Raw genomic sequence first — 21,418 nt, forward strand, 5'->3', positions numbered from 1 at the left:
GCCCGAAGGGCGCGAACAGTGGCGGGAGCCCCAATCAACCCCCTTCGCCCAACGCGTTGACGATCTTACCAATTCTCGCGATCATAAAATCCATAAACAGACGTGCCTTCGGGTCCTGATGGCGCCTATGCGTGTACAGGCAGGCCATTTGCACCGCGACCGGGGGCGTCTCGACCGCAACTGGAACAAGTTGACCTGATTTCAGGTGTTCGGCGACTTCGAACACCGGTTTCATTGCAATACCCTGCCCAGACAAGGCCCAATCCGTCAGAACGTCGCCATCGTCGCATTCGAACCGTCCGGAAACCGCAAACCGCCGAGGACCGTCTTGCGTTTCCAGCAGCCACTGGAACTCGGTCGCGCCCGGAAACCGCAGGTTCAGGCATTCATGTTTGTCCGAAACAAGATCAGCACCGGTGCGCGGCATCCCCCGTCGAGAGACATATTCCGGCGCGGCGCACAGAACACGCGGGCAGTCTGCGATCTTGCGGATACGCAATGTGCTGTCTTCGGGCTGACCAATAAAGAACGCCAGATCCAAGCCTTCAGTCGTCAGGTCAACCGATCGATCCGTTAAACGCAGCCGAACGTCAATCTCGGGGTATTCTGACAGGAAATCAGGCACATGCGGGGCCAACAATCGCCGCCCCACCCCTAACGGAGCAGCAACGAAAAGCGACCCGCGCGGTGCTTCGGTCAGATGCACCACCTGCGCCTCGGCTTCATCCACTGCGTCAAGAACGGCCACTGCGCCTGGATAGAACGCCCGGCCCTGCTCGGTTGGGGAAAGGTTGCGTGTGGTGCGCTGGAACAGGCGCACGCCTAGGTGATCTTCAAGTTGCGATATCCGCGCCGAAGTCACCGCTGGGGAAATACGCAAATCCCGACCAGCTGCAGACATACTGCCTAAATCATAGACGCGGACGAAGGTTCGGATATTGTCGAGATAGGACATCTTATCGTTTTTTTTGATACAGTTTGGCAATATACGGGAATACCGAATAAAAAGCGGTTTGCCTAGTGTGGCCCTAACCAATCGGAGAGACCCCACATGTTCGAATTTGCCGTGTTCTGGGATTGGATGGCATTCGCCGTGCGCTGGTTGCACGTGATCACCGCCATTGCCTGGATCGGATCGTCTTTTTACTTCATCGCACTGGACCTTGGCCTGAACCGCGACATTTCAGGCCCGGCAGATGGTGAGGAGTGGCAGGTACATGGCGGCGGCTTCTATCACATCCAGAAGTATCTGGTCGCGCCCGAGCGGATGCCCGATCACCTGACCTGGTTCAAATGGGAAAGCTATGCCACCTGGCTGAGCGGCGCGGCGCTGCTGATGATCGTCTATTGGGTCGGCGGAGAGCTGTATCTGATTGATGCGCAAAAGGCCGATCTGGCGCTGTGGCAGGGCATTGCGATTTCGGCGGCTTCGCTGACTGTGGGTTGGCTGATCTATGACATTTTATGCAAATCCAAGCTGGGGCAGCGTCCCACCCTGCTGATGGTGCTGTTGTTCGCGCTGCTGGTGGCGATGGGCTGGGCATACAACCAGATTTTCACGGGCCGCGCGATGATGCTGCATCTGGGGGCGTTCACCGCAACGATCATGACAGCGAATGTGTTCTTCATCATCATGCCCAACCAGCGCATCGTGGTCGATGATCTGAAGAATGGCCGAACGCCGGACCCGAAATACGGCAAGATCGCCAAGCTGCGGTCGACGCACAACAACTACCTGACGCTTCCTGTTGTATTTCTGATGCTGTCGAACCATTACCCGCTGGCCTTTGCGACTCAATATAACTGGATCATTGCGGCGTTGGTTTTCCTGATGGGCGTTACCATCCGGCACTATTTCAACACGCGCCACGCACGCGCCGGAAACCCGACGTGGACATGGCTGGCCACAGCGCTGCTTTTCATTGGGATCATGTGGCTGTCGACTGCGCCGATGTACAAACCTGTGGAAGATGCCGAAGCGCAACCCCTTACGCGATATGAACAGAAATTCGCCGCGGCAGAGGGTTTTGAGGAGGCAAATGACGTCGTTCTGGGAAGATGCTCTATGTGCCACGCGCGCGAACCGGTCTGGGAGGGTATCCAATGGGCTCCGAAGGGCGTTTTGCTTGAAACCGAAGGCGACATTGCCCGCAACGCCAGGCAAATCTACTTGCAGGCTGGTGTCAGCCACGCCATGCCTCCGGCCAACGTCACTTATATGGAACCCGAAGATCGCGAAGCCATCATTCGCTGGTTCCGCAGTGTGGAGTCCTGATCCAGCGACTCTCTGATCACACAACCCGCTAATTTCTGGTCTGTTTCGATTATTTTTCCCCCTGACCGGCGATGAATGCTCTAACATGAATGTCATGACGCGCCGCTTCTTCCATGACGGCGAAAACTGATTTCAACTTGGGGCAGTTGAGGCCAATTGATGCAGAAGACCGGACCGCGCGCTTGTGTGAGAACTTGCCTGTTTGGCCTGCTGGCTGCGGTTCTGCCCACTTCGCTAATTGCGCTAGAGACAACTCTGACCGCTCCAGGCGCGCCCAAAGCTCTGATCGAGCGTCTTGAAGAGACCTCATCCGTTGCCACCGCCGAGTCGCGCGGACTGGGCACACCACTGGAAATTTTATCGGCCGCGTTGTCGGATTATCGGACCATTGTTCAGATTCTATACGACGAGGGGTATTTCAGCCCGGTCGTCAGCATCAAGCTGGACGGTCAGGAAGCGGCCGAACTGAGTTCCCTGAGCGTACCGACGCAGATCAACCGCGCCGCCATCACTGTGCAGACCGGACCTAAGTTCCGGTTTGGTGAAGCGATCGTACAGCCTTTGGCCCCACAGACCGTCCTGCCCGAAGAATTCGCGATCGGCGAACTGGCCACCACCGGGGCGATTCAGCGTGCCGGTTCCGCAGGGGTCCAAGGCTGGCGCAATGCAGGCCATGCCAAAGCCGATATTCAAGGTCAAAGAGTCATCGCCCGACACGCGCAGGCCCAGTTGGACGCTCAGATTGATTTGGCTCCAGGGCCGCGCTTGACGTTCGGTAAAATGATCATCTCGGGCGATACGGATGTGAAACACTCGTCGATCGAAAAGATCGCGGGCTTCCCAGAGGGCGAGGTTTATTCCCCCGAGGACATCCAAAAGGTCGGGACCCGTCTGCGCAGGACCGGAACTTTTAACGTTGTCGCGCTTGAAGAACGCGAGACCCCGAACCCTGATGGCACGCTGGATTTCGACGCCTATTTCGAAGATCTGCCCAAACGCCGCCTGACTTTCGGATTCGAGATTGCCTCTCGGGATGGGATCGATCTGACCGCAACCTGGACCCATCGCAACGTGTTTCGGCGGGCAGAACGGCTGCGGTTCGAAGCAGCGCTGCGCAATATCGGCGGCACCGAGGATCTGGACGGGCGCATCGGTCTTCGACTGGACCAGCCAGATCGGCTGGGGCCGGATGACAACACGTTCTGGAACGCCCTGCTGGAACGCCGCAAAACCGACAATTACAACGTTACTATAACATCGCTGGCGTATGGTGCGCGACGTACTTTCTCGGATCGGCTATACGCCGAAGCCTCGGCCGGGTTTCAATGGTCCGACGCGGATGACGCGTTCGGCGATGGGCGCAAGTTCCGATACTTTATTGTCCCCACCCGCACCGAGTGGGATCAGCGCGACAGCAAGGTCAGTGCGACGAAAGGGTTTTATCTGGACGCACAGATCATGCCCTTTCTGGGAATTTCAGAAACTGAGACCGGCATCAGGTTCTTTGCTGACGCGCGTACTTATACCAGCCTGGGAACTGGCGGGCGCATTGTACTTGCTGGGCGGGTGCAAGCGGGTTCAGTAGTGGGGCCGTCACTGAATGCAGTTACCCCAGACTTCCTGTTTTATTCCGGTGGCGCCGGCACCGTACGTGGGCAACCGTTCGAAAGCCTCGGCATTCCGGTCGGAGACGAAATTGCCGGCGGCAAATCCTTCCTTGGACTCTCCGGAGAAGTCAGGGGCAAGATAAACGATGCGATATCGCTGGTCGGGTTCTATGATTACGGCGTGGTGGATTCGTCCTCATTCGTCACCAGCGCCGCAGCGTCCCATTCTGGCGCAGGTCTAGGCGTCAGATACGATTTGGGTGGCTTTGGCCCATTGCGTCTTGACCTTGCCGTTCCCGTTCAGGGCGACACCGGCGATGGACTGCAGTTCTACATCGGGATCGGACAGGCATTTTGATAAGGCGATATTCATATACAGTCCTGACCGCCACGCTGGTCCTCTATGCCCCTCCTCTGGCCGCGCAGGAAGACAGCGGTGGCAGTATGCTTGAGAATTTCCTGCAAGACACGCTGTCAGGTGACAATCAGAACGTTACGGTCAAGGGTCTGCAAGGCGCACTGAGCGCGCGCGCCACAATAGAGGAAATCACAGTCGCGGATGATGAAGGCGTCTGGTTGACCATCAAGGACGCGCAACTGGACTGGAACCGCCTGGCGCTGATCCGAGGCAGATTCTCGGTTAACGCGTTGACAGCGCAGGAAATCGACATCGCTCGCGCGCCCGGCGCGACAACCGCACCGGACGAACCTGCACCTTCTGCCGAAACTCAGCCATTTCAACTTCCTGAACTGCCCGTTTCCATCGAGATCGGCGAAATTCGTATAGACGAGATTTCCCTGGGTGAGCCGTTGATAGGCGTGGCTGCGGACCTTTCGGTTACCGGCAATCTTTCCCTGGCCGACGGAACGTTGGACACCAATCTCGATATCACCCGGCTGGACCGCGCGGGCGACGAAATCACTCTAACCGCCGGGTTCCAGAACGCCACCAGCGAGATCACCCTTGATCTGAATGTGACCGAAGCATCCGGCGGTCTGATTTCTACCGCCCTGAACATTCCCGACAGCCCACCTATCGGATTATCCGCCAAAGGGTCCGGCCCGCTGACGGATTTCAGCGCCGATATCGGCCTGAGCAGCGACAACCAGCAACGCGTGACCGGTCAGGTTCGCCTGCGCGCGGCCACCGAAGGTGCATCAGAAGGCATTGCGTTTACCACCGACCTCAGTGGTGATCTGACCCCATTTCTATCAGCCGATATCGATCCGTTCTTTGGCACCCGGACACGACTTTTCGTAAACGGCCAAACCAAACCCGAAGGGGCGCTGGATGTCTCAGACCTGGAACTGACCACGCAAGCGTTGGACTTGAAGGGCGAGTTGCAACTGGCCCAAGGCGGAACACTGGCACTTGCGGCTTTGCAGGGACGTATCACGCCGCCAGACGGTCAGGCTGTGATCCTGCCTGTGGCGGGCGGGGATACATCCCTTCAGGCCGCACAAATTTCCGCACTTTTCGATCAGAAAAACGGCAACCTTTGGGACCTGAGCCTGACGGCGAACGGCTTTAAATCCCCTCAAGCCAACCTGCAAAACGCCCGGATTACGGCGCAAGGAGTTCTGGATCAGGCCGAAACCCTGTCAGTAAGTGGCGACCTTCAAGCCAGCGTCACCGGTGTTGATTTGACTGATCCTGCTTTGAACACGGCCATCGGCCAACGCATCACGCTGGACGGCCAGTTTGACTATGGCAGTGATCAGTCGCTGAACCTATCGGGGTTCGAACTGGTCGGATCGGATTATACGCTTGCGCTGGATGCTTTGGTCGATGGCCTAAACAGCGGTTTGAACGTGGACGGTTCAGCTACGCTCGAAGCGTCTGACTTGGCCCGATTTTCGGACCTCGCACAGATGGACCTTGGGGGGCGGGTCTCGGCCAGAATTGATGGGTCGGGATCGCCACTGGAAGGCAGCTTTGACGGCAAGCTGGCTGTCGAGGGCAGCGACCTGTCAACCGGGCGCGACGACATCGACCCGGTCATCACTGGCGAAACGACAATCACGCTGGATGCCAAACGTAATTCAGACGGCATTACCATCCGCGCCTTCGATCTGAACAGTGAAGCTGCGCAGGCTCAGGCAAGCGGCGATGTGACCACACCCGATGGCAATCTGACCATCGACGGGCAAGCGCGGGTAAATGCGGCGGACTTGTCGGTGTTCTCGGGCTTGGCGCAGCGTGAGCTGGGGGGCTCTGTACGGGCAGAAGTCAGCGGCACGGGGACAGTACAAACGTTGGAGTTTGACGGCACCGCCAATGTCGTCGGTCGGAACATACGAACGGGCATGGCGGATATTGATCCCCTGTTGACCGGTCAGACCACACTCCAGTGGGATGGTGCACGGACCGCAGATGCCATTGATATACGAAGTGCAAAAATAAACGCCCAAGCCCTGAGCGCGCAGATTCAGGCCACGATAAATGACCCGACCGAAGAACCCTCGGGCCAGGGTCAGGCGCGTTTGACCGTGCCTGACCTGTCGCTTTTTTCGGGACTGGCCGGGCAAGATCTGGCCGGATCGGTGAACGCCAACCTACAGGGCAGCGGCGACCTCGCCACGCGCGCTTTTGACGTTCAAGGGAACGTGGACGCCAACAACATTCGGGCCGGGATCGAGGTGCTCGACAAACTGATTGAGGGGCGTACAACCCTGACCCTAGACGCTGAAAATGGCGACGAGGGCCTGGATGTTCGCACGTTCCGACTGACAGGAACGGCAATCTCTGCAAACGCCTCGGGCAAGGTCTCGCGCGAGGCCGGAGGGCTGGATTACTCGGTGACACTGGACGACGTCGCCCGTGTGACCCGGACTCTGTCTGGCCCCCTGACTTTGGAAGGCAACGTGGCACCAACTCGGACCGGGTTGGAAGGAACTGCAAATTTAAGCGGGCCTGACAGTTCTTATGCCAATCTCAAAGGGACAGTCGAAACAGACGGCGACGCAGATGTGGAATTTGACGCCAAGTTCAATCGCATTGAACGATTTGCACCCGACTTCCCCGGCACCATCGCTGCCACGGGAACTGCGCTACGCAAAAGTGGCATCTGGACCATCGACACCAGCGCCGAAGGCCCCGCGCAGATCAACAGCGACGTTTCGGGTACGTTTGATGAAAGTACGGGTGAAGCGGATCTGAAGGCTGTGGGCGGTTTGAACATAGGAATTGCCAACCTGTTCATTTCACCCAATAAAATCGACGGAACTGCCCGGTATGACGTTACTCTTAAGGGCAAGCCAGCGCTTGATGCCCTTAGCGGGTCGATCACCACCTCTGGCACATCGCTGGCCATTCCGGGCGCCGGGCAAACAATCACTGGCATCAGCGGGTCAGTCGATCTGTCGCAAAGCCGAGCAACGGTTTCCATTTCCGGCGGCACCCGCGCCGGCGGATCGTTCTCGGTCGCCGGGCCGGTTGACCTGACCCCGCCCTTCAACGCGAATATCGTAACGACTTTGAATAACCTGGTTCTGACGGACCAGCTTTTGTATGAGACCACACTGGCTGGACAAATTGCGATGACCGGAGCGTTGGCAGGAAACAGCTCGGTTTCAGGGCAGATCAATTTCGTTGAAACAAACATCAACCTAGCAGCCGCCTCTAGCGCGGTAGGGGCGGCGGCGATCCCCGACATCCAGCATGTTGGCGAAAGTGCTGCAGAACTGCTGACACGGGAACGCGCCGGTCTGGTTAAGGACGAAGAGACCACACAAAGCGACTCGCGCATTGCTTTGGATATCGCATTGCTGGCCCCGAAAGAGGTCTTTGTGCGCGGTCGCGGCGTAAACGCGGAACTGGGTGGGCGGCTGTTTATCGGCGGGACCACATCATCCGTCATCCCGTCAGGGCAGATAGAATTGATCCGCGGTCACTTTGATATTCTGGGGCGTCGATTGGCGTTGACCAAGGGTATCGTAACGCTGCAAGGCGACCTCACACCGTATATCGAGTTCGAATCTTCGACCAGCACCTCGGACGGTACTGCTACGATCGAAATCGCCGGGCCGCTGGATTCACCCGAAGTCGACGTATTCTCTGACCCGGAACGCCCCGCCGAAGAGGCTCTGGCCATGTTGTTGTTCGGCAACCGGTTCTCGGAACTGTCGCCCTTTGTGATTGCCCAGATGGCGGCGTCGCTGGCACAACTTAGCGGCGCAGGTGGTGATGCCACCAAGGGGCTGCGTGACAGCACAGGGGTAGACACGGTCGATATAGGCGCGACGGAAGGCGGAGCGGGACGCTTGGGCGCGGGCGCTTACCTGAGCGACAACCTCTACACCGATTTCACCGTCAACACAGAAGGCGACACCGAAGTGAACCTGAACCTTGACGTCACCGACAACTTCACCGTCCGGGGCACTGTCGATGGCCGGGGCGAGACTGGGCTGGGTGTGTTCTTTGAACGCAATTACTGACGCCGGATCGCAACCGGTTGACCGATCTGAGGCTCCGGCTCAAGCTCTGCATGATCACGCGCCATCCGCGCCAACCGGGCTGCAGCCCAAACTGGATACGCAACAGATCGACCTGTTGTATGGCTGACATTCATGAAAAGCGCTTCTTGTGTAGCGCACACCTCGCCTGAAGCCGAAAGCATCTGGGCAAAATAATGCCCGCGTTTGTGATCGGCATCCAACATGCGAAAGCGAAAGGTCAACGACTGACCTTCGAGAACTTCGCGCAGGAAAGACATTTGCGATTGCAGGACGTAAGGCCCCTGCCCCAACGCGCTGACCTGAACTTCGCCCAGTCCCAGATGATCAACCATCAACCGTTCCAGCGCCATATCAAATGCCACTCCGTAATAGCCCACATTCATGTGGCCATTATAGTCGATCCATTCCGGCAGAACCTTGAATCCGTGAATTTCGATAGGTGCGTCATAGGGGCCATCATGGCCGCCCAATGGTTCAGTCATCTGCATCATCCTCGAATATGGCGACGGCGCGCGTGAATCCCGCCGAAGCGCCTTTGATCTTGAACGGAAAACACGAGATTTCGAAACCGGTCGGCGGCAGGCTTTCCAGATTGGTCAGTTTTTCCATGTGGCAATACCCAATGTCTATCGAAGCACGGTGGCCTTCCCAGATAATTGAGGCATCCTGTGTCTCGGCGTATTCCTGAGCGGTCAGGGCAAAAGGTGCATCCCAGCTCCAGGCGTCGGTGCCGGTGACGCGTACACCGCGCTCGGTCAAATACAGCGTTGCTGCGCGGCCCATGCCGCAACCTTTCATCAGATAATCAGGTTGCCCATAATGCGTGCCTGCGGACGTGTTGACGACCACAATGTCCAATGGCCGCAACGTATGGCCGATGCGTTTCAATTCGACCTCGACATCTGCGGCCGTCACCACATAGCCATCATCAAAATGGCGGAAATCCAGTTTCACACCGGGATTCATGCACCATTCCAGCGGCACCTCGTCGATCGTGATCGCGCGTTCTCCTCGATTCATGGTCGAGTGATGATGGTACGGCGCATCCAGATGAGTGCCGTTATGGGTTGCGATCTGCAAACGTTCTATGGCCCAGCCCTCACCGCCCGGAAGATCATCCTTTGTCAAACCGGGAAAGAAAGACATGACCTGTTCTGCAGTCTGATCATGGGTCAGGTATTCGATTTCAGGCAGCATGATCGGCGGGTCGGATATGATCCCGGTTTCCAGCGGAACGGACAAATCGACAAAGCGGCGCGCCATGGAACCCTCCACCACCAAAAGCGGTGACAGGTTTGGCCGTCAATAAATCTCTGTCAAGAAAAGAAAAAGGCGACCCGCAAGGGCCGCCTTTCCAACATGAGTGGTGGTCGGCTATTCCGCCGCGATGGCGTCTTCTATCTTTTCAACCCTGATGGCCGAGAACTTGAACTCGGGGATCTTGCCATACGGGTCGATGGCCGAGTTGGTCAGGATATTCGCTGCTGCCTCAACATAGGCAAACGGAATGAACACCATATCCTCGGCAATCGCCCGGTCGGCGCGCACCATAATGTCGATCGAGCCGCGCCGGGTGGTCAAGCGGATCGTGTCACCCGGCTCAATCCCCATCAGTTTGAGGGTACGCGGGTTCATCGAACAGTTCGCCTCGGGCTCAACCGCATCCAGAACGTTGGACCGGCGGGTCATCGACCCGGTGTGCCAATGCTCCAGCTGACGACCTGTTGTGGCGATCATCGGATATTCGGCATCCGGGGCCTCATCCGGCGGGATGACGCTGGCGGGTGTGAATTTGGCTTTACCATCCGCACGGGGGAATCCGTCGCCGAACACGATGGACTGACCCGGATCGGTTTCGGACAGGGACGGGTAGGTGATCGTCTCGTTTTCCAGACGTTCCCACGTGATGTTGTCCAGCGACTCCATGGTCAGCTTCATTTCAGCAAAGACCTGAGACACATCCGTGTAATCCCAGTTGAGACCGATGCGCTGCGCCAATTCCACAGTGATCGCCCAGTCTTCACGCGCCTCACCCGGAGGCGGCACGGCCGGGCGCACACGCTGCACCTGACGGTTGGTGTTCGACACGGTGCCGTTCTTTTCATACAGCGCCGAGGCCGGCAGAATGATATCGGCGTAGTTTGCCGTCTCGGTCAGGAAAATGTCCTGAACGATCATCAGGTCCAGCTTTGCCAGCGCTGCGCGGGCATGGTTCACATCCGGGTCAGACATGGCCGGATTTTCGCCCAAAATATACATGCCCTTGATGTTTCCGGCATAAATCTGGTCGATGATTTCGGTGACCGTCAGGCCCTTTTCGTTCGAGAAATCCTCTGATCCCCAAACATCGGCGAACTTCGCCCGGATGTTGTCGTCTGTGACCGTTTTGTAGTCCGGCAGGAACATCGGGATCAGACCAGCATCCGAGGCGCCCTGAACGTTGTTCTGACCACGCAACGGGTGCAGACCCGCGCCCGGTTTACCAACATTCCCGGTCATCAGCGCGAGGCTGATCAGACAACGCGAGTTATCCGTTCCATGGATGTGCTGACTGACACCCATGCCCCAGAAGATCAGGCCGGCCTTGGCCTGTGCAAAGGTACGGGCCACCCGGCGGATCTGATCCGGTTCAATACCGCAGATTGGAGCCATCGCTTCGGGCGTGAACTGGCGCAGGTGTTCTTTCTCGGCCTCCCAGTTCTCGGTCCACCGATGGATGTATTGGCTGTCGTACAGCTCCTCTTCGACGATCACGTTCATGATCGCGTTCAGCATCGACACATCCGCTCCCGGTCGGAACTGCAGCATTTCATCGGCGAACTTGCGCATCCCGACACCGCGCGGGTCCATTACGATCAGCTTGCCGCCGCGTTTGGTAAACTGCTTGAAATAGGTCGCGGCAACCGGGTGGTTCTCGATCGGGTTGGCCCCGATGATGATCGCCACATCCGCGTCTTTGATGTCGTTGAACGCAGCCGTAACCGCACCCGATCCAACGTTTTCAATCAGCGCGGCCACCGACGACGCGTGGCACAGACGGGTGCAGTGGTCGACGTTGTTGTGGCGGAAGCCCTGACGGATGAACTTCTGGAACAGATAGGCTTCTTCATTCGTGCACTTGGCCGACCCAAAACCCGCGACATTGCGCGGATCATCGTCGCGCAGTTCCTTCAGCTTGGTCGCGGCCAGATCCATCGCCTCTTCCCAGGTCGCTTCGCGGAAATGGGTCGACAGGTTCGCGGGATCGACGTTTAAGCCCTTGGCAGGTGCGTCCTCGCGCCGGATCAGCGGCTTGGTCAAACGGTGCGGGTGGTGGATGTAGTCAAAGCCGAACCGGCCTTTGACGCACAGGCGGCCTTCGTTGGCGGGGCCGTTGATGCCTTCGACATACTTAACCTTGCCGTCCTTGACCTTCAACGAAACTTTACAGCCCACACCGCAAAACGGGCAGACGCTTTCGGTCTCAGAGTCATAGTCTTTGCTGTCACCCTTCTGCTGGTCATCCAGCACGGTCGCAGGCATCAGCGCGCCGGTCGGGCAAGCCTGAACGCATTCACCACAGGCGACACAAGTTGAATCGCCCATCGGATCGTTCTGGTCGAACACAACCTGCGCAGTATGACCGCGACCAGCCATGCCAATTACATCGTTCACCTGCACGTCGCGGCAAGCGCGGACGCAGAGATTGCAGTTGATGCAGGCGTCCAGATTGACGCGCATCGCAACGTGGCTGTCATCCAGCAGCGGGATTTTCTCGGCTTCTTTGGCCGGGAAACGGCTGTCGCTGACATCATTCAGCTTGGCCATGTCCCAGAAGTGGCTGGACGCGTCATGTGCCTCCTCCGGCTGGTCAGCGACCAGCAGTTCCATGACCATGGCGCGCGATTTCGCGGCGCGGTCGCTGTCTGTCTTGACTACCATACCATCCGCTGCGGGTCGGATGCACGAAGCGACCAGTGTGCGTTCGCCCTCCACCTCGACCATACAGGCGCGGCAGTTGCCATCGGGTTTGTAGCCCGGCTGCGGCTTGTGGCACAGGTGCGGAATGGTGAACCCTTGGCCTTTGGCGGCTTCCCAGATGGTCCAGCCCTCGGGCACGGTGACATCTTCGCCGTTCAGGTTGAAGGTGACGGTCTTGTTTGGGCTTGCGTCTAGCATGGCTCTGTCTCCCCTCAGATTTCGTCAGCGAAGTGTTTCATGACCAGGCGGATCGGGTTCGGGGCCGCCTGCCCCAGACCGCAGATCGAGGCATCGCCCATGACCTGGCACAGATCTTCCAGCAGATCGGTGTCCCATTTATCGGCTTGCATCAGCTTGACCGCCTTTTCGCAACCAGCGCGGCAGGGCGTACACTGGCCGCAGCTTTCATCCTCGAAAAACCGCAGCATATTCAGCGCCGCATCACGCGCCGTGTCCTGGTCGGACAAAACGACCACGGCAGCGGAGCCGATGAAGGTGCCATGCGGTTGCAGCGTGTCGAAATCCAGCGGGATATCATCCATCGATGCTGGCAAAAGACCCGAAGACGGACCGCCCGGCTGATAGGCCTTGAAGGTCTGACCTTCGGCCATCCCTCCGGCCGCTTCGATCACGTCCAGAATGGTCGAACCGGCGGGCAGTAGATAGACGCCCGGCTTTGCCACACGCCCCGAGACCGAATAGCTGCGCAGGCCCTTGCGGCCGTTCTTTTCGGTGCTGTTGAGGCATTCCGGCCCCTCGCGACACACCTTGGTGACCCAATACAGCGTCTCGACATTGTGCACCAACGTCGGGCGGTTAAACACGCCGACCTGCGCCACGAACGGAGGACGGTGACGCGGCAGGCCCTTTTTGCCCTCGATCGATTCAATCATCGCGGATTCTTCGCCGCAGATATAGGCACCGGCCCCCCGGCGCAGGTCGATATAGCCGGGCGCGACGATCCCGGCGCGTTCCAGCGCGGCAATCTCACGGCGCAGAATTTCCAGAACCGCTGGGTACTCGTCGCGCATGTAGATAAAGCAGGTCTCGGCCTCAACCGCCCACGCGGCGATCAGCATGCCCTCAAGGAAGACATGCGGCGTGCGCTCCAGATAGTAGCGGTCTTTGAACGTGCCGGGCTCGCCCTCGTCCCCGTTCACGGCCAGATAGCGGGTGCCTTCGTTCATGCGAACAAAGCCCCATTTCTTGCCCGACGGGAAACCAGCCCCACCCAGACCGCGCAGGCCCGAGGACAGGATGTCTTCCTGCACTTGCTCCCAATCGCCACCATCACGCAGCTCTTTCAGCTTGGCGTAGCCGCCATTGGCCTCATACGCGGCAAAGGCTTCGTAGTCGGGCAGATGGGCGTGCGTGTCATCGGCAGCAATCGCGGCCTGCACCTTTTCGGGGGTCGCGTGGTCGATATGGTTGTGACCGATCTCAAGAACAGGCGCAGTATCGCAGCGGCCCATGCAGGGCGCGCGCACGACGCGGACCTGCGAGGCATCCAGACCATCCTCCAGCGCCTTTTGCAGCTGCTGGGCGCCGGCCATTTCGCAGGACAGGGAATCACAGACACGGATCGTCAGCGCGGGCGGAGGCGTCTCGCCCTCTTTCACCACGTCGAAATGGGCATAAAAGGTAGCGGTTTCATAGATCTCGGCCTGACCGATGCGCATCTCGACCGCCAGAGCGGCGATGTGGTCGGCGCTGATATGGCCGTGTTCGTCCTGAATCAAATGCAGGAATTCGATCAGCAGATCACGGCGGCGCGGGCGGTCGCCCAGCAGGCGCGCGATCTCGGCCTGTGCCTCATCCGTGAACTGACGGCCTTTGGGCGTGTGCCGCCCTTTGCCTTTACCTGACTTCCAGACGCCCTTGCGTGCGCCTGATGGCTTGGTATCTAATGGTGCCATGATGCCCTCCGATTAAGGCTCCGTGTCTCATCAGATCAGCATATCGTCAAATCGCATATTTCAATCGCACGATAACGACACCTTATCACCGTAAGGAGGCGACAACCGCCCGTAGCGCTTCGACCGTTGGCAATTCCGGATCACGGCTGAGCGTGGCCAGACAGATCGGCTTGCTGACGACCGGATCGACCAGATGCAGCACTTTCGTTCCCTTCAACTCGCCCAGCGCCCGCACCAGCACACGGGGAACAACCGTGGCCGCCAACCCCTCGCGCGCCATAACCATCGAAGCGGTGAAGCCGCTGGTTTCGGCCACCACATGCGGGTGCAGGCCCTGTTCAGCGAAAATCCGGTCCAGAATACGCCTATTCTGCATCTGCGGCTCAAGCAGGCTGATCGGAAACTCGGCCACCTGCGCCCACGGGATCGGCCCGGTTTCATCAGTCATATGCGCAGGAACCAGCAGCACATAGGTTTCTTCGTACAGGGGCTGAACCTGTCGCAGATCGGTGCCGATGCTGTCGCCATAGGTTATGCCCGCATCCAGACTACCCTCATCCAGCCGGTGTTGTATGGCGGTGGCCGACATGGTTTCGATCCGCGACAGGATGCGCGGGTGGGCCTGCTGCAACCGTTTGATCAGACGTCCGGTAAAGGCAATTGCGGTGGGGATCACGCCCAGGATCAGCGTCCCCGTGATCTCACCCTTGGACGCCTGCACCTGCTGTTCCAGCGCCTTGGTCTCATCCAGAATACGCCGCGCCCGCTGGACGATCATCTCGCCTTCTTCGGTGAGGCCCTGAAACCGGTTGGCACGACGGACGATCGAGACGCCAAGCCTGTCCTCAAGGTTGCGGATGCGCATGGAAAAGGCGGGCTGCGAAATCCCGCATTCCTCGGCCGCTTTGGCAAAATGCTGGTGCCGCGCAAGGGCGCTAAGGAGTTGGAGGTCGCGGATTTCGATCATATTCGAGTTTTCCAATAACGGGCCGACGACCACTTTAGCCGTATTAACCTGCGGGAAAAGCACCGTTTGCAGGCGAGCATACCTTTGAACGCATTCTTGTCTCACTCAAGAAACTCGCCTCTAATACATGGCAAGGGCAACACGGAGAGGCTTCGGATGACCGCTGTAGAAGTTTTTCAGAAATTGTATGACAGGTATGTTGATTGCTATCGGTCAAAAGATGCAACTGGTTGCGCGTCGTTCTTCCTGGATAACGCAGAATTGTTTTCACCCTACGGTCCTGCAGCCAAAGGCCGAAATGCTATCGAAGCGACCCATGCCGAATGGTTAGGGGAAGGTGGCGAGGACAAAATCGTTACGGTTGTTCAGGCCGGCATCGACGGTCAAATCGGCTGGTGCCTTGTCCACTTTAGTGAAGGGACGACCGGTCACGGCACATCCCTTAACGTTTTGCACCAGCAACCGGACGGCGGGTGGCTGATCAGCCATTGCAGCGTGAACGAAAAGCTCTGATACAGACGTTTGCAAGACGTGCTTAGTTGTTAAACAAGAAGTGCATCACATCGCCATCCTTGACGATGTAACCCTTGCCCTCAGCCCGCATTTTACCCGCCTCTTTCGCGCCCTGCTCACCATTGGCGGCGATGTAGTCGTCATAGGCGATGGTCTCGGCCCGAATGAAGCCCTTTTCGAAATCACCATGGATCACGCCAGCCGCCTGCGGTGCCGCGGTGCCGGTGCGGATGGTCCAGGCGCGGGCTTCTTTCGGGCCGACGGTGAAATAGGTTTCCAATTTCAACAGGTCGTAGCCCGCGCGGATTAGACGGTCGAGGCCGGGTTCTTCCAGGCCCATCTCGCTCAAGAACATTTCGGCTTCGTCCGCTTCCAGCAGGCTAATCTCTTCTTCGATCTTGGCGCTGATGATGACGTGAGAATTGCCCTGCGCGGCAGCCATTTCAGCGACCTTGGCGGAATATTCATTGCCCTCGGCGGCTTCTTCTTCGGACACGTTGCAGACATACAGAACCGGTTTGGTGGTCAGCAGTTGCAGCATCTTCCACGCCTTGGCGTCCTCGGCCGTAACCTCAACCAGCCGCGCGGGTTTACCGCTTTCCAGCATAGCTTGCGCTTCGGCCAGCAGGCGGTCTTGTTGCTGCGCCTCTTTGTCGTTGCCCTTCAGCTTGCGCACCAGATTGGCGCGGCGCTTTTCGATGCTTTCCAGATCGGCCAGCATCAGTTCGGTCTCGATCGTGTCAGCATCAGCCACCGGGTCGACGCGGCCATCCACATGAGTCACGTCGCCATCTTCGAAACAGCGCAACACATGGGCGATGGCATCGGTTTCCCGGATATTGGCAAGAAACTGATTGCCCAGCCCCTCGCCCTTTGACGCCCCCTTCACCAGACCGGCGATGTCCACGAAGGTCATGCGCGTCGGGATGATTTGCTTCGAGGACGCAATTGCCGCCAGCTTGTCCAAACGCTCGTCCGGCACGGCCACGTCGCCCACATTCGGCTCGATGGTGCAGAACGGGAAATTCGCCGCTTGTGCCGCCGCAGTCTTGGTCAGCGCGTTGAACAGAGTCGACTTGCCTACATTCGGCAGACCCACGATTCCCATTTTAAAGCCCATTGCGGCCTCCTGAAGCGATGTGACGGCGTCTTCTAGGCAGGTTGTGGAAAATGCGCAACCCAACCGGTGCAACCGGCAGATGGCCACCGTAGCTTCACTAAACCGTTACGGTATTTGTACTTGCGTGAGTTGAACCGCGCGGGTCATGGTCCCCAAGTAGGAATTCACACAAAAATAATTGACGAAGAACCCAATGAAAGCGTTATTTACTTCTGTCGCCTTGCTCGTGGCTGCGACCTCGGTACAGGCCCAATCTGTCATCTTTGGCGCGGGTTTTGCGGATTTTTCTAACGGCAACGGCGACGATCAGGGCGTGTTTTCACTGGAATACCAACACCGTCCGTTTCACGAAGCAACGCGCTTCAGCGCTGGTCTGGGTGCGGCTCTGACCGTCGACACCGACGGTGACACGCATATCGGTGCAGGTTTGGTGGGCATCTACTCCTTCTCGGATCGCTGGTTCGCTGAGTTGAGTGTGATGCCAGGCTACTTTAACGCCTCTAACGGCGACAATGAGTTGGGTGGTGGCTTTCAGATTCGCAGCCTTCTGGGTGTTGGCTATACTTTGGACAGCGGCAACGCCATTTCGCTGGCTGTCACTCACAAATCGAACGCCAGTACCGACAGCTTTAACCCCGGCGTGAATGCGCTGCTCTTACGCTATCACCTGGGGTTCTAGGTCAATCTGGTCAGTCGGGATTGATTTCCGGCCAAAGTTTCTGCACATCAGGATCAAACCTGAATGCAAGGATCACAGATGACCCGTATCGACGCCAAGTTCGCCGCCCTCAAGGCCGAAGGTAAAAAGGCATTCGTTGCCTATATCATGGCCGGAGATCCAGATTTCGACACCTCGCTTGAGATCGTTAAGGGCCTTCCGGCAGCGGGCGTCGACGTGATCGAGGTTGGTTTGCCCTTTACCGACCCCATGGCCGACGGGCCAACCATTCAGGCCGCCGGACAACGCGCGTTGGATGGCGGTATGACCTTGCAGCGCACGCTGGATTTGGCCCGCAGCTTTCGCGAAACCGACGACACGACACCGATCGTTCTGATGGGATATTACAATCCGATTTACAGCCGCGGCGTCGACAGCTTCCTAAAGGACGCAAAATCCGCAGGCATTGATGGCTTGATCGTTGTCGACCTGCCACCAGAAGAAGATGACGAGCTGTGCCTGCCCGCGCAAGCCGCCGGATTGAATTTCATTCGATTGGCCACACCGACGACCGATGACAAACGCCTGCCCCGTGTGCTGCAGAACACCTCGGGCTTTGTCTACTACGTATCGATTACCGGAATTACCGGCGCGGCCGAGGCGCAAGCCACCAATGTCGGCCCCGAAGTCGCCCGCATTAAGGCCGCCACCGACCTGCCGATCATCGTTGGGTTTGGGATCAATACACCCGAAAAATCGAAGGCCATCGCCAGCGTGGCAGACGGTGCAGTGGTCGGCTCGGCTATCGTCAGTCAGATCGCAAAGGGCAAGCCTGTCGCCGAGGTACTCGACTTCGTCAAGACGCTCTCAGATGGGGCACATTCCGCCTGAGACGGCTTGCGACCACTTAATCGCTTTGAAACCGCAGTTGGCCTATGCCGCTGCGGTTTTTCTTTGAACAATCCAGTCACCTACCAGCTCCAAATGCAGCGTTGCGACGCAGGCCAGGTATTGGTAAACAATTTATACCAATCCTTCGAAAGCTGACCTCATGCCCGTCATCACGAATATTGAAGATCTCAAACGTATCTATGAACGGCGTGTCCCGCGCATGTTCTATGATTACGCAGAAAGCGGAAGCTGGACCGAACAGACCTTTCGCGACAACAGCTCGGATTTCGAAGATATTCGGCTACGCCAACGGGTGGCTGTTGACATGTCTGGGCGGTCAACTGCGTCCAAAATGATCGGGCAGGATGTGACAATGCCCGTCGCGCTGGCTCCGGTTGGCCTGACTGGTATGCAACACGCAGACGGAGAGATGAAGGCCGCCAAAGCCGCCGAAGATTTCGGAGTGCCATTCACTCTGTCCACCATGTCCATCAACTCGATCGAAGATGTGGCAGAACACACTTCGGCACCATTCTGGTTCCAGCTTTACACCATGAAGGATCAGGATTACGTCAGCCGACTGATCCAACGGGCCAAAGACGCCAAGTGTTCCGCTTTGGTCATCACGCTGGACCTGCAGATTCTGGGGCAGCGCCACAAGGACCTGAAAAACGGCCTGTCCGCACCGCCAAAGCTGACCCCCAAAACCATCGCGAACCTGATGACCAAATGGTCTTGGGGGATCGAGATGCTGCGCGCCAAACGGCGGGAATTCGGCAATATCGTTGGCCATGTGGACGGTATCTCGGACGCGTCGTCGCTGGGCGCGTGGACGGCCGAACAATTCGACCCCAGCCTCGACTGGAAAAAAGTCGAAAAGCTGATGGAACAATGGGGCGGCAAGGTCATCCTCAAGGGTATCCTGGATGCAGACGACGCCCGGATGGCGGCCAAACTTGGGGCTGATGCCATCGTGGTATCCAATCACGGTGGACGGCAACTGGACGGTGCTCTCAGCTCGATCCGTGTTCTGCCCGAGATCATGGACGCGGTCGGAGGCGATATTGAGGTCCATCTGGACAGCGGCATCCGGTCCGGTCAGGACGTTTTGAAAGCAGTGGCCCTGGGTGCGCAAGGCACCTATATCGGCCGTGCGTTTGTCTATGGTCTGGGGGCGATGGGACAAAAAGGTGTGACCACCGCGCTGGACGTCATCCAAAAGGAATTCGACACAACCATGGCACTGTGTGGTGAAAGAAAAGTCACCGACCTGGGCCGGCACAATCTATTGGTTCCCGAAGATTTCGGCGGACGTTGGCGCAAGTGATCAGGGGGTCAGATGAAGCAAGGGATTCGCACTTCATCTGGCTGAAAATACCTCGGAGCGCGAGGCAGAGCTTCGCAAATGGTTGAACCTGTAAAAACCCCTTTCCAAAACAGATGAATCAAGCTAAGGACGCGGCTTCACGCGGGCATACAGCCTTGGAGGATGCCCGCCCTAACATTTGGAGAATTATCATGGCTGGAGAGATTCCTGATCTCGTAGCTCTGGAACGGACGGGGACAGGCAAGGGCGCCGCTCGTCAGACCCGCCGCGAAGGCATGGTCCCGGGCGTTGTTTTCGGTGGCGACAAAGACCCACTGGCAATCAAGATCCCGTTCAACGAACTGTTCAAGCGCCTGAAAGCTGGCCGGTTCAAGTCCACTCTGTGGAACCTGAAGGTTGAAGGCCACGAGGACGTCCGCGTCATCTGCCGCGACGTTCAGCGTGACGTTGTCAAAGACCTGCCGACCCACCTGGACCTGATGCGCCTGCGTCGGACCACCAAGATTGCGCTGTTCATCCCCGTTGAGTTCGTCAACGAAGAAGCAGCCCCCGGCATCAAGAAGGGTGGCGTTCTGACTGTTGTGCGTCCTGAGGTTGAGCTGGTCTGCACCGCCGGTGACATCCCCGAGAAGATCACAATTGATCTGACCGGTCTGAACATCAACGATGTTGTCACCATCTCGGCCGTGGATCTGCCTGCAGGCACCAAGCCCACCATCGACCGTGACTTCGTGATCGCGAACATCTCGGCACCGACCGGTCTGTCGACCAGCGACGACGAAGAAGGTGAAGAAGTGGCCGCAGACGAGGTTGAAGTCGTCGGTCAGGAAGAAGAATAAGTCCAGACGCTTGAGTGACTGGATTGGAAACGGGGTCCGGATGGGCCCCGTTTTCTTTTGCAGGGTTGGGGTGGAAAACCGGTCGCGATCCGTGCCATCAACCTTGTGCAAAGCAACGGGGACGAGATCATGAAGCTGTTCGTCGGTTTGGGGAATCCGGGGGCGAAATATGCCCGCAACCGCCACAATATCGGCTTTATGGCTGTAGACAGGATCTCCCAAGATCACAGCTTTGGCCCTTGGAAGTCCAAGTTTCAGGCCGAGATCGCCGAAGGGCGGTTGGGTCGCGAAAAAGTGCTGTTGATCAAGCCGCAGACTTTCATGAATCGCTCGGGTCAATCTGTTGGCGAAGCGATGCGGTTCTACAAATTAGACTCGACTGATGTGACCGTCTTTCATGATGAGCTTGACCTCGCTCCTGGTAAGGTCCGGGTTAAGGCGGGCGGAGGTCACGCCGGTCACAATGGGCTGCGATCCATCCACGAACATATCAGCCCCGCCTATGATCGTGTGCGACTAGGGATCGGGCATCCGGGGCGCAAAGAGATGGTCTCTCCTTACGTTTTGGGCGACTTTGCCAAGGCTGACTCGGACTGGCTGGAGGACGTGCTGCGCGGCGTATCAGATGGGGCCGCACATCTTACCGATGGAGAAAGCAGCAAGTTCATGAATGCGGTTGCCCTACGGACTGCGCCACCGAGATCGTCAAAAACGCCTCAACCGTCCCAATCGGCATCAAAGCCCGCGCCCGAGCCCGAGGTCGATGACCGATCGGCCATGCAAAAACTGCTGGATAAGTTCAAATAGACTCATAGGTCTTGCCGTAACGTCCTGATTGCAGATCGCATCGGGGCGCGGTCCAATACAGCACGCATATGGGAGGAGAC

Annotated in this window: 16 protein-coding genes; 9 read left to right on the forward strand and 7 right to left on the reverse strand. The window is 58.0% G+C overall.

The features are described from left to right. Positions 1–34 precede the first annotated feature (34 nt). Entirely contained in the window at positions 35–955 is a 921-nt protein-coding gene (locus ACR0DX_RS09700) for a LysR family transcriptional regulator (RefSeq protein ID WP_170354880.1), read from the reverse strand. 96 nt (positions 956–1,051) lie between these two features. Here ACR0DX_RS09700 and ACR0DX_RS09705 point away from each other — a divergent pair, with 96 nt between their 5' ends. From ACR0DX_RS09705 to ACR0DX_RS09715, 3 genes are all read left to right on the forward strand, one after another. Beyond that, a complete protein-coding gene (locus ACR0DX_RS09705; protein WP_170354879.1) occupies positions 1,052–2,275 on the forward strand; it encodes a urate hydroxylase PuuD in 1,224 nt (407 codons plus the stop codon). Between the two features lie 159 nt (positions 2,276–2,434). Further along, positions 2,435–4,240: a BamA/TamA family outer membrane protein gene (locus ACR0DX_RS09710; RefSeq protein ID WP_170354878.1), complete on the forward strand. Its 1,806-nt coding sequence runs from the start codon at positions 2,435–2,437 to the stop codon at positions 4,238–4,240. Next, positions 4,237–8,319, forward strand: a complete 4,083-nt coding sequence (locus ACR0DX_RS09715; protein WP_480845958.1) for a translocation/assembly module TamB domain-containing protein — start codon at positions 4,237–4,239, stop codon at positions 8,317–8,319. The genes ACR0DX_RS09710 and ACR0DX_RS09715 overlap by 4 nt, the downstream gene beginning before the upstream one ends. Here the strand turns inward: ACR0DX_RS09715 and ACR0DX_RS09720 are convergent. The 5 genes from ACR0DX_RS09720 to ACR0DX_RS09740 form a co-directional block, all read right to left on the reverse strand. After that, complete coding sequence (locus ACR0DX_RS09720; protein WP_480845960.1) at positions 8,313–8,822, reverse strand: thioesterase family protein; 510 nt, start codon at positions 8,820–8,822, stop codon at positions 8,313–8,315. The genes ACR0DX_RS09715 and ACR0DX_RS09720 overlap by 7 nt on opposite strands. After that, positions 8,815–9,603 carry a cyclase family protein gene (locus tag ACR0DX_RS09725; protein ID WP_170354876.1) on the reverse strand — a complete coding sequence of 263 codons (789 nt, stop codon included), beginning with the start codon at positions 9,601–9,603 and terminating at the stop codon, positions 8,815–8,817. The genes ACR0DX_RS09720 and ACR0DX_RS09725 overlap by 8 nt, the downstream gene beginning before the upstream one ends. A gap of 111 nt (positions 9,604–9,714) precedes the next feature. Continuing rightward, positions 9,715–12,498 carry a formate dehydrogenase subunit alpha gene (gene fdhF, locus ACR0DX_RS09730; protein WP_170354875.1) on the reverse strand — a complete coding sequence of 928 codons (2,784 nt, stop codon included), beginning with the start codon at positions 12,496–12,498 and terminating at the stop codon, positions 9,715–9,717. 14 nt (positions 12,499–12,512) lie between these two features. After that, on the reverse strand, positions 12,513–14,216 hold the full coding sequence (locus ACR0DX_RS09735) for an NAD(P)H-dependent oxidoreductase subunit E (protein WP_170354874.1): 1,704 nt from the start codon (positions 14,214–14,216) through the stop codon (positions 12,513–12,515). Between the two features lie 85 nt (positions 14,217–14,301). Beyond that, positions 14,302–15,183 (reverse strand): LysR family transcriptional regulator, encoded by an 882-nt coding sequence (locus ACR0DX_RS09740; protein WP_170354873.1) that lies wholly within the window; start codon positions 15,181–15,183, stop codon positions 14,302–14,304. A 156-nt stretch (positions 15,184–15,339) separates the two neighbouring features. On the opposite strand from ACR0DX_RS09740, the gene ACR0DX_RS09745 reads away from it, so the two are divergent. Next, positions 15,340–15,696 carry a nuclear transport factor 2 family protein gene (locus tag ACR0DX_RS09745; RefSeq protein WP_170354872.1) on the forward strand — a complete coding sequence of 119 codons (357 nt, stop codon included), beginning with the start codon at positions 15,340–15,342 and terminating at the stop codon, positions 15,694–15,696. A gap of 22 nt (positions 15,697–15,718) precedes the next feature. On the opposite strand, the gene ychF is transcribed toward ACR0DX_RS09745, so the two are convergent. Then, positions 15,719–16,816, reverse strand: a complete 1,098-nt coding sequence (gene ychF, locus ACR0DX_RS09750) for a redox-regulated ATPase YchF (RefSeq protein ID WP_170354871.1) — start codon at positions 16,814–16,816, stop codon at positions 15,719–15,721. 193 nt (positions 16,817–17,009) lie between these two features. Here ychF and ACR0DX_RS09755 point away from each other — a divergent pair, with 193 nt between their 5' ends. The 5 genes from ACR0DX_RS09755 to pth all read left to right on the forward strand — a co-directional run bounded on the left by ACR0DX_RS09755 (position 17,010) and on the right by pth (position 21,338). Further along, on the forward strand, positions 17,010–17,495 hold the full coding sequence (locus tag ACR0DX_RS09755; RefSeq protein WP_170354870.1) for an acyloxyacyl hydrolase: 486 nt from the start codon (positions 17,010–17,012) through the stop codon (positions 17,493–17,495). A 78-nt stretch (positions 17,496–17,573) separates the two neighbouring features. Next, the gene (gene trpA / locus ACR0DX_RS09760) at positions 17,574–18,365 is read left to right on the forward strand and encodes a tryptophan synthase subunit alpha (RefSeq protein ID WP_480845965.1); all 792 of its coding nucleotides are present in this window, start codon (positions 17,574–17,576) and stop codon (positions 18,363–18,365) included. Positions 18,366–18,525: 160 nt separating this feature from the next. After that, the gene (locus ACR0DX_RS09765; RefSeq protein WP_170354869.1) at positions 18,526–19,692 is read left to right on the forward strand and encodes an alpha-hydroxy acid oxidase; all 1,167 of its coding nucleotides are present in this window, start codon (positions 18,526–18,528) and stop codon (positions 19,690–19,692) included. A 191-nt stretch (positions 19,693–19,883) separates the two neighbouring features. Continuing rightward, on the forward strand, positions 19,884–20,531 hold the full coding sequence (locus ACR0DX_RS09770; RefSeq protein WP_170354868.1) for a 50S ribosomal protein L25/general stress protein Ctc: 648 nt from the start codon (positions 19,884–19,886) through the stop codon (positions 20,529–20,531). 129 nt (positions 20,532–20,660) lie between these two features. Next, entirely contained in the window at positions 20,661–21,338 is a 678-nt protein-coding gene (gene pth, locus ACR0DX_RS09775; RefSeq protein WP_170354867.1) for an aminoacyl-tRNA hydrolase, read from the forward strand. The last annotated feature ends 80 nt before the right edge of the window (positions 21,339–21,418 follow it).

This window comes from Ruegeria sp. D3, from assembly GCF_056534465.1.

What these genes read in the sequence shown, in the direction of transcription:
- fdhF (WP_170354875.1), bottom strand. Translation starts at nt 12,498, where the DNA reads ATGCTAGACGCAAGCCCAAACAAGACCGTCACCTTCAACCTGAACGGC.
- ACR0DX_RS09725 (WP_170354876.1), bottom strand. Translation starts at nt 9,603, where the DNA reads ATGGCGCGCCGCTTTGTCGATTTGTCCGTTCCGCTGGAAACCGGGATC.
- trpA (WP_480845965.1), top strand. Translation starts at nt 17,574, where the DNA reads ATGACCCGTATCGACGCCAAGTTCGCCGCCCTCAAGGCCGAAGGTAAA.
- ACR0DX_RS09710 (WP_170354878.1), top strand. Translation starts at nt 2,435, where the DNA reads ATGCAGAAGACCGGACCGCGCGCTTGTGTGAGAACTTGCCTGTTTGGC.
- ACR0DX_RS09720 (WP_480845960.1), bottom strand. Translation starts at nt 8,822, where the DNA reads ATGACTGAACCATTGGGCGGCCATGATGGCCCCTATGACGCACCTATC.
- ACR0DX_RS09700 (WP_170354880.1), bottom strand. Translation starts at nt 955, where the DNA reads ATGTCCTATCTCGACAATATCCGAACCTTCGTCCGCGTCTATGATTTA.
- ACR0DX_RS09740 (WP_170354873.1), bottom strand. Translation starts at nt 15,183, where the DNA reads ATGATCGAAATCCGCGACCTCCAACTCCTTAGCGCCCTTGCGCGGCAC.
- ACR0DX_RS09735 (WP_170354874.1), bottom strand. Translation starts at nt 14,216, where the DNA reads ATGGCACCATTAGATACCAAGCCATCAGGCGCACGCAAGGGCGTCTGG.
- ACR0DX_RS09765 (WP_170354869.1), top strand. Translation starts at nt 18,526, where the DNA reads ATGCCCGTCATCACGAATATTGAAGATCTCAAACGTATCTATGAACGG.
- ACR0DX_RS09705 (WP_170354879.1), top strand. Translation starts at nt 1,052, where the DNA reads ATGTTCGAATTTGCCGTGTTCTGGGATTGGATGGCATTCGCCGTGCGC.
- ACR0DX_RS09745 (WP_170354872.1), top strand. Translation starts at nt 15,340, where the DNA reads ATGACCGCTGTAGAAGTTTTTCAGAAATTGTATGACAGGTATGTTGAT.
- ychF (WP_170354871.1), bottom strand. Translation starts at nt 16,816, where the DNA reads ATGGGCTTTAAAATGGGAATCGTGGGTCTGCCGAATGTAGGCAAGTCG.
- ACR0DX_RS09770 (WP_170354868.1), top strand. Translation starts at nt 19,884, where the DNA reads ATGGCTGGAGAGATTCCTGATCTCGTAGCTCTGGAACGGACGGGGACA.
- ACR0DX_RS09755 (WP_170354870.1), top strand. Translation starts at nt 17,010, where the DNA reads ATGAAAGCGTTATTTACTTCTGTCGCCTTGCTCGTGGCTGCGACCTCG.
- pth (WP_170354867.1), top strand. Translation starts at nt 20,661, where the DNA reads ATGAAGCTGTTCGTCGGTTTGGGGAATCCGGGGGCGAAATATGCCCGC.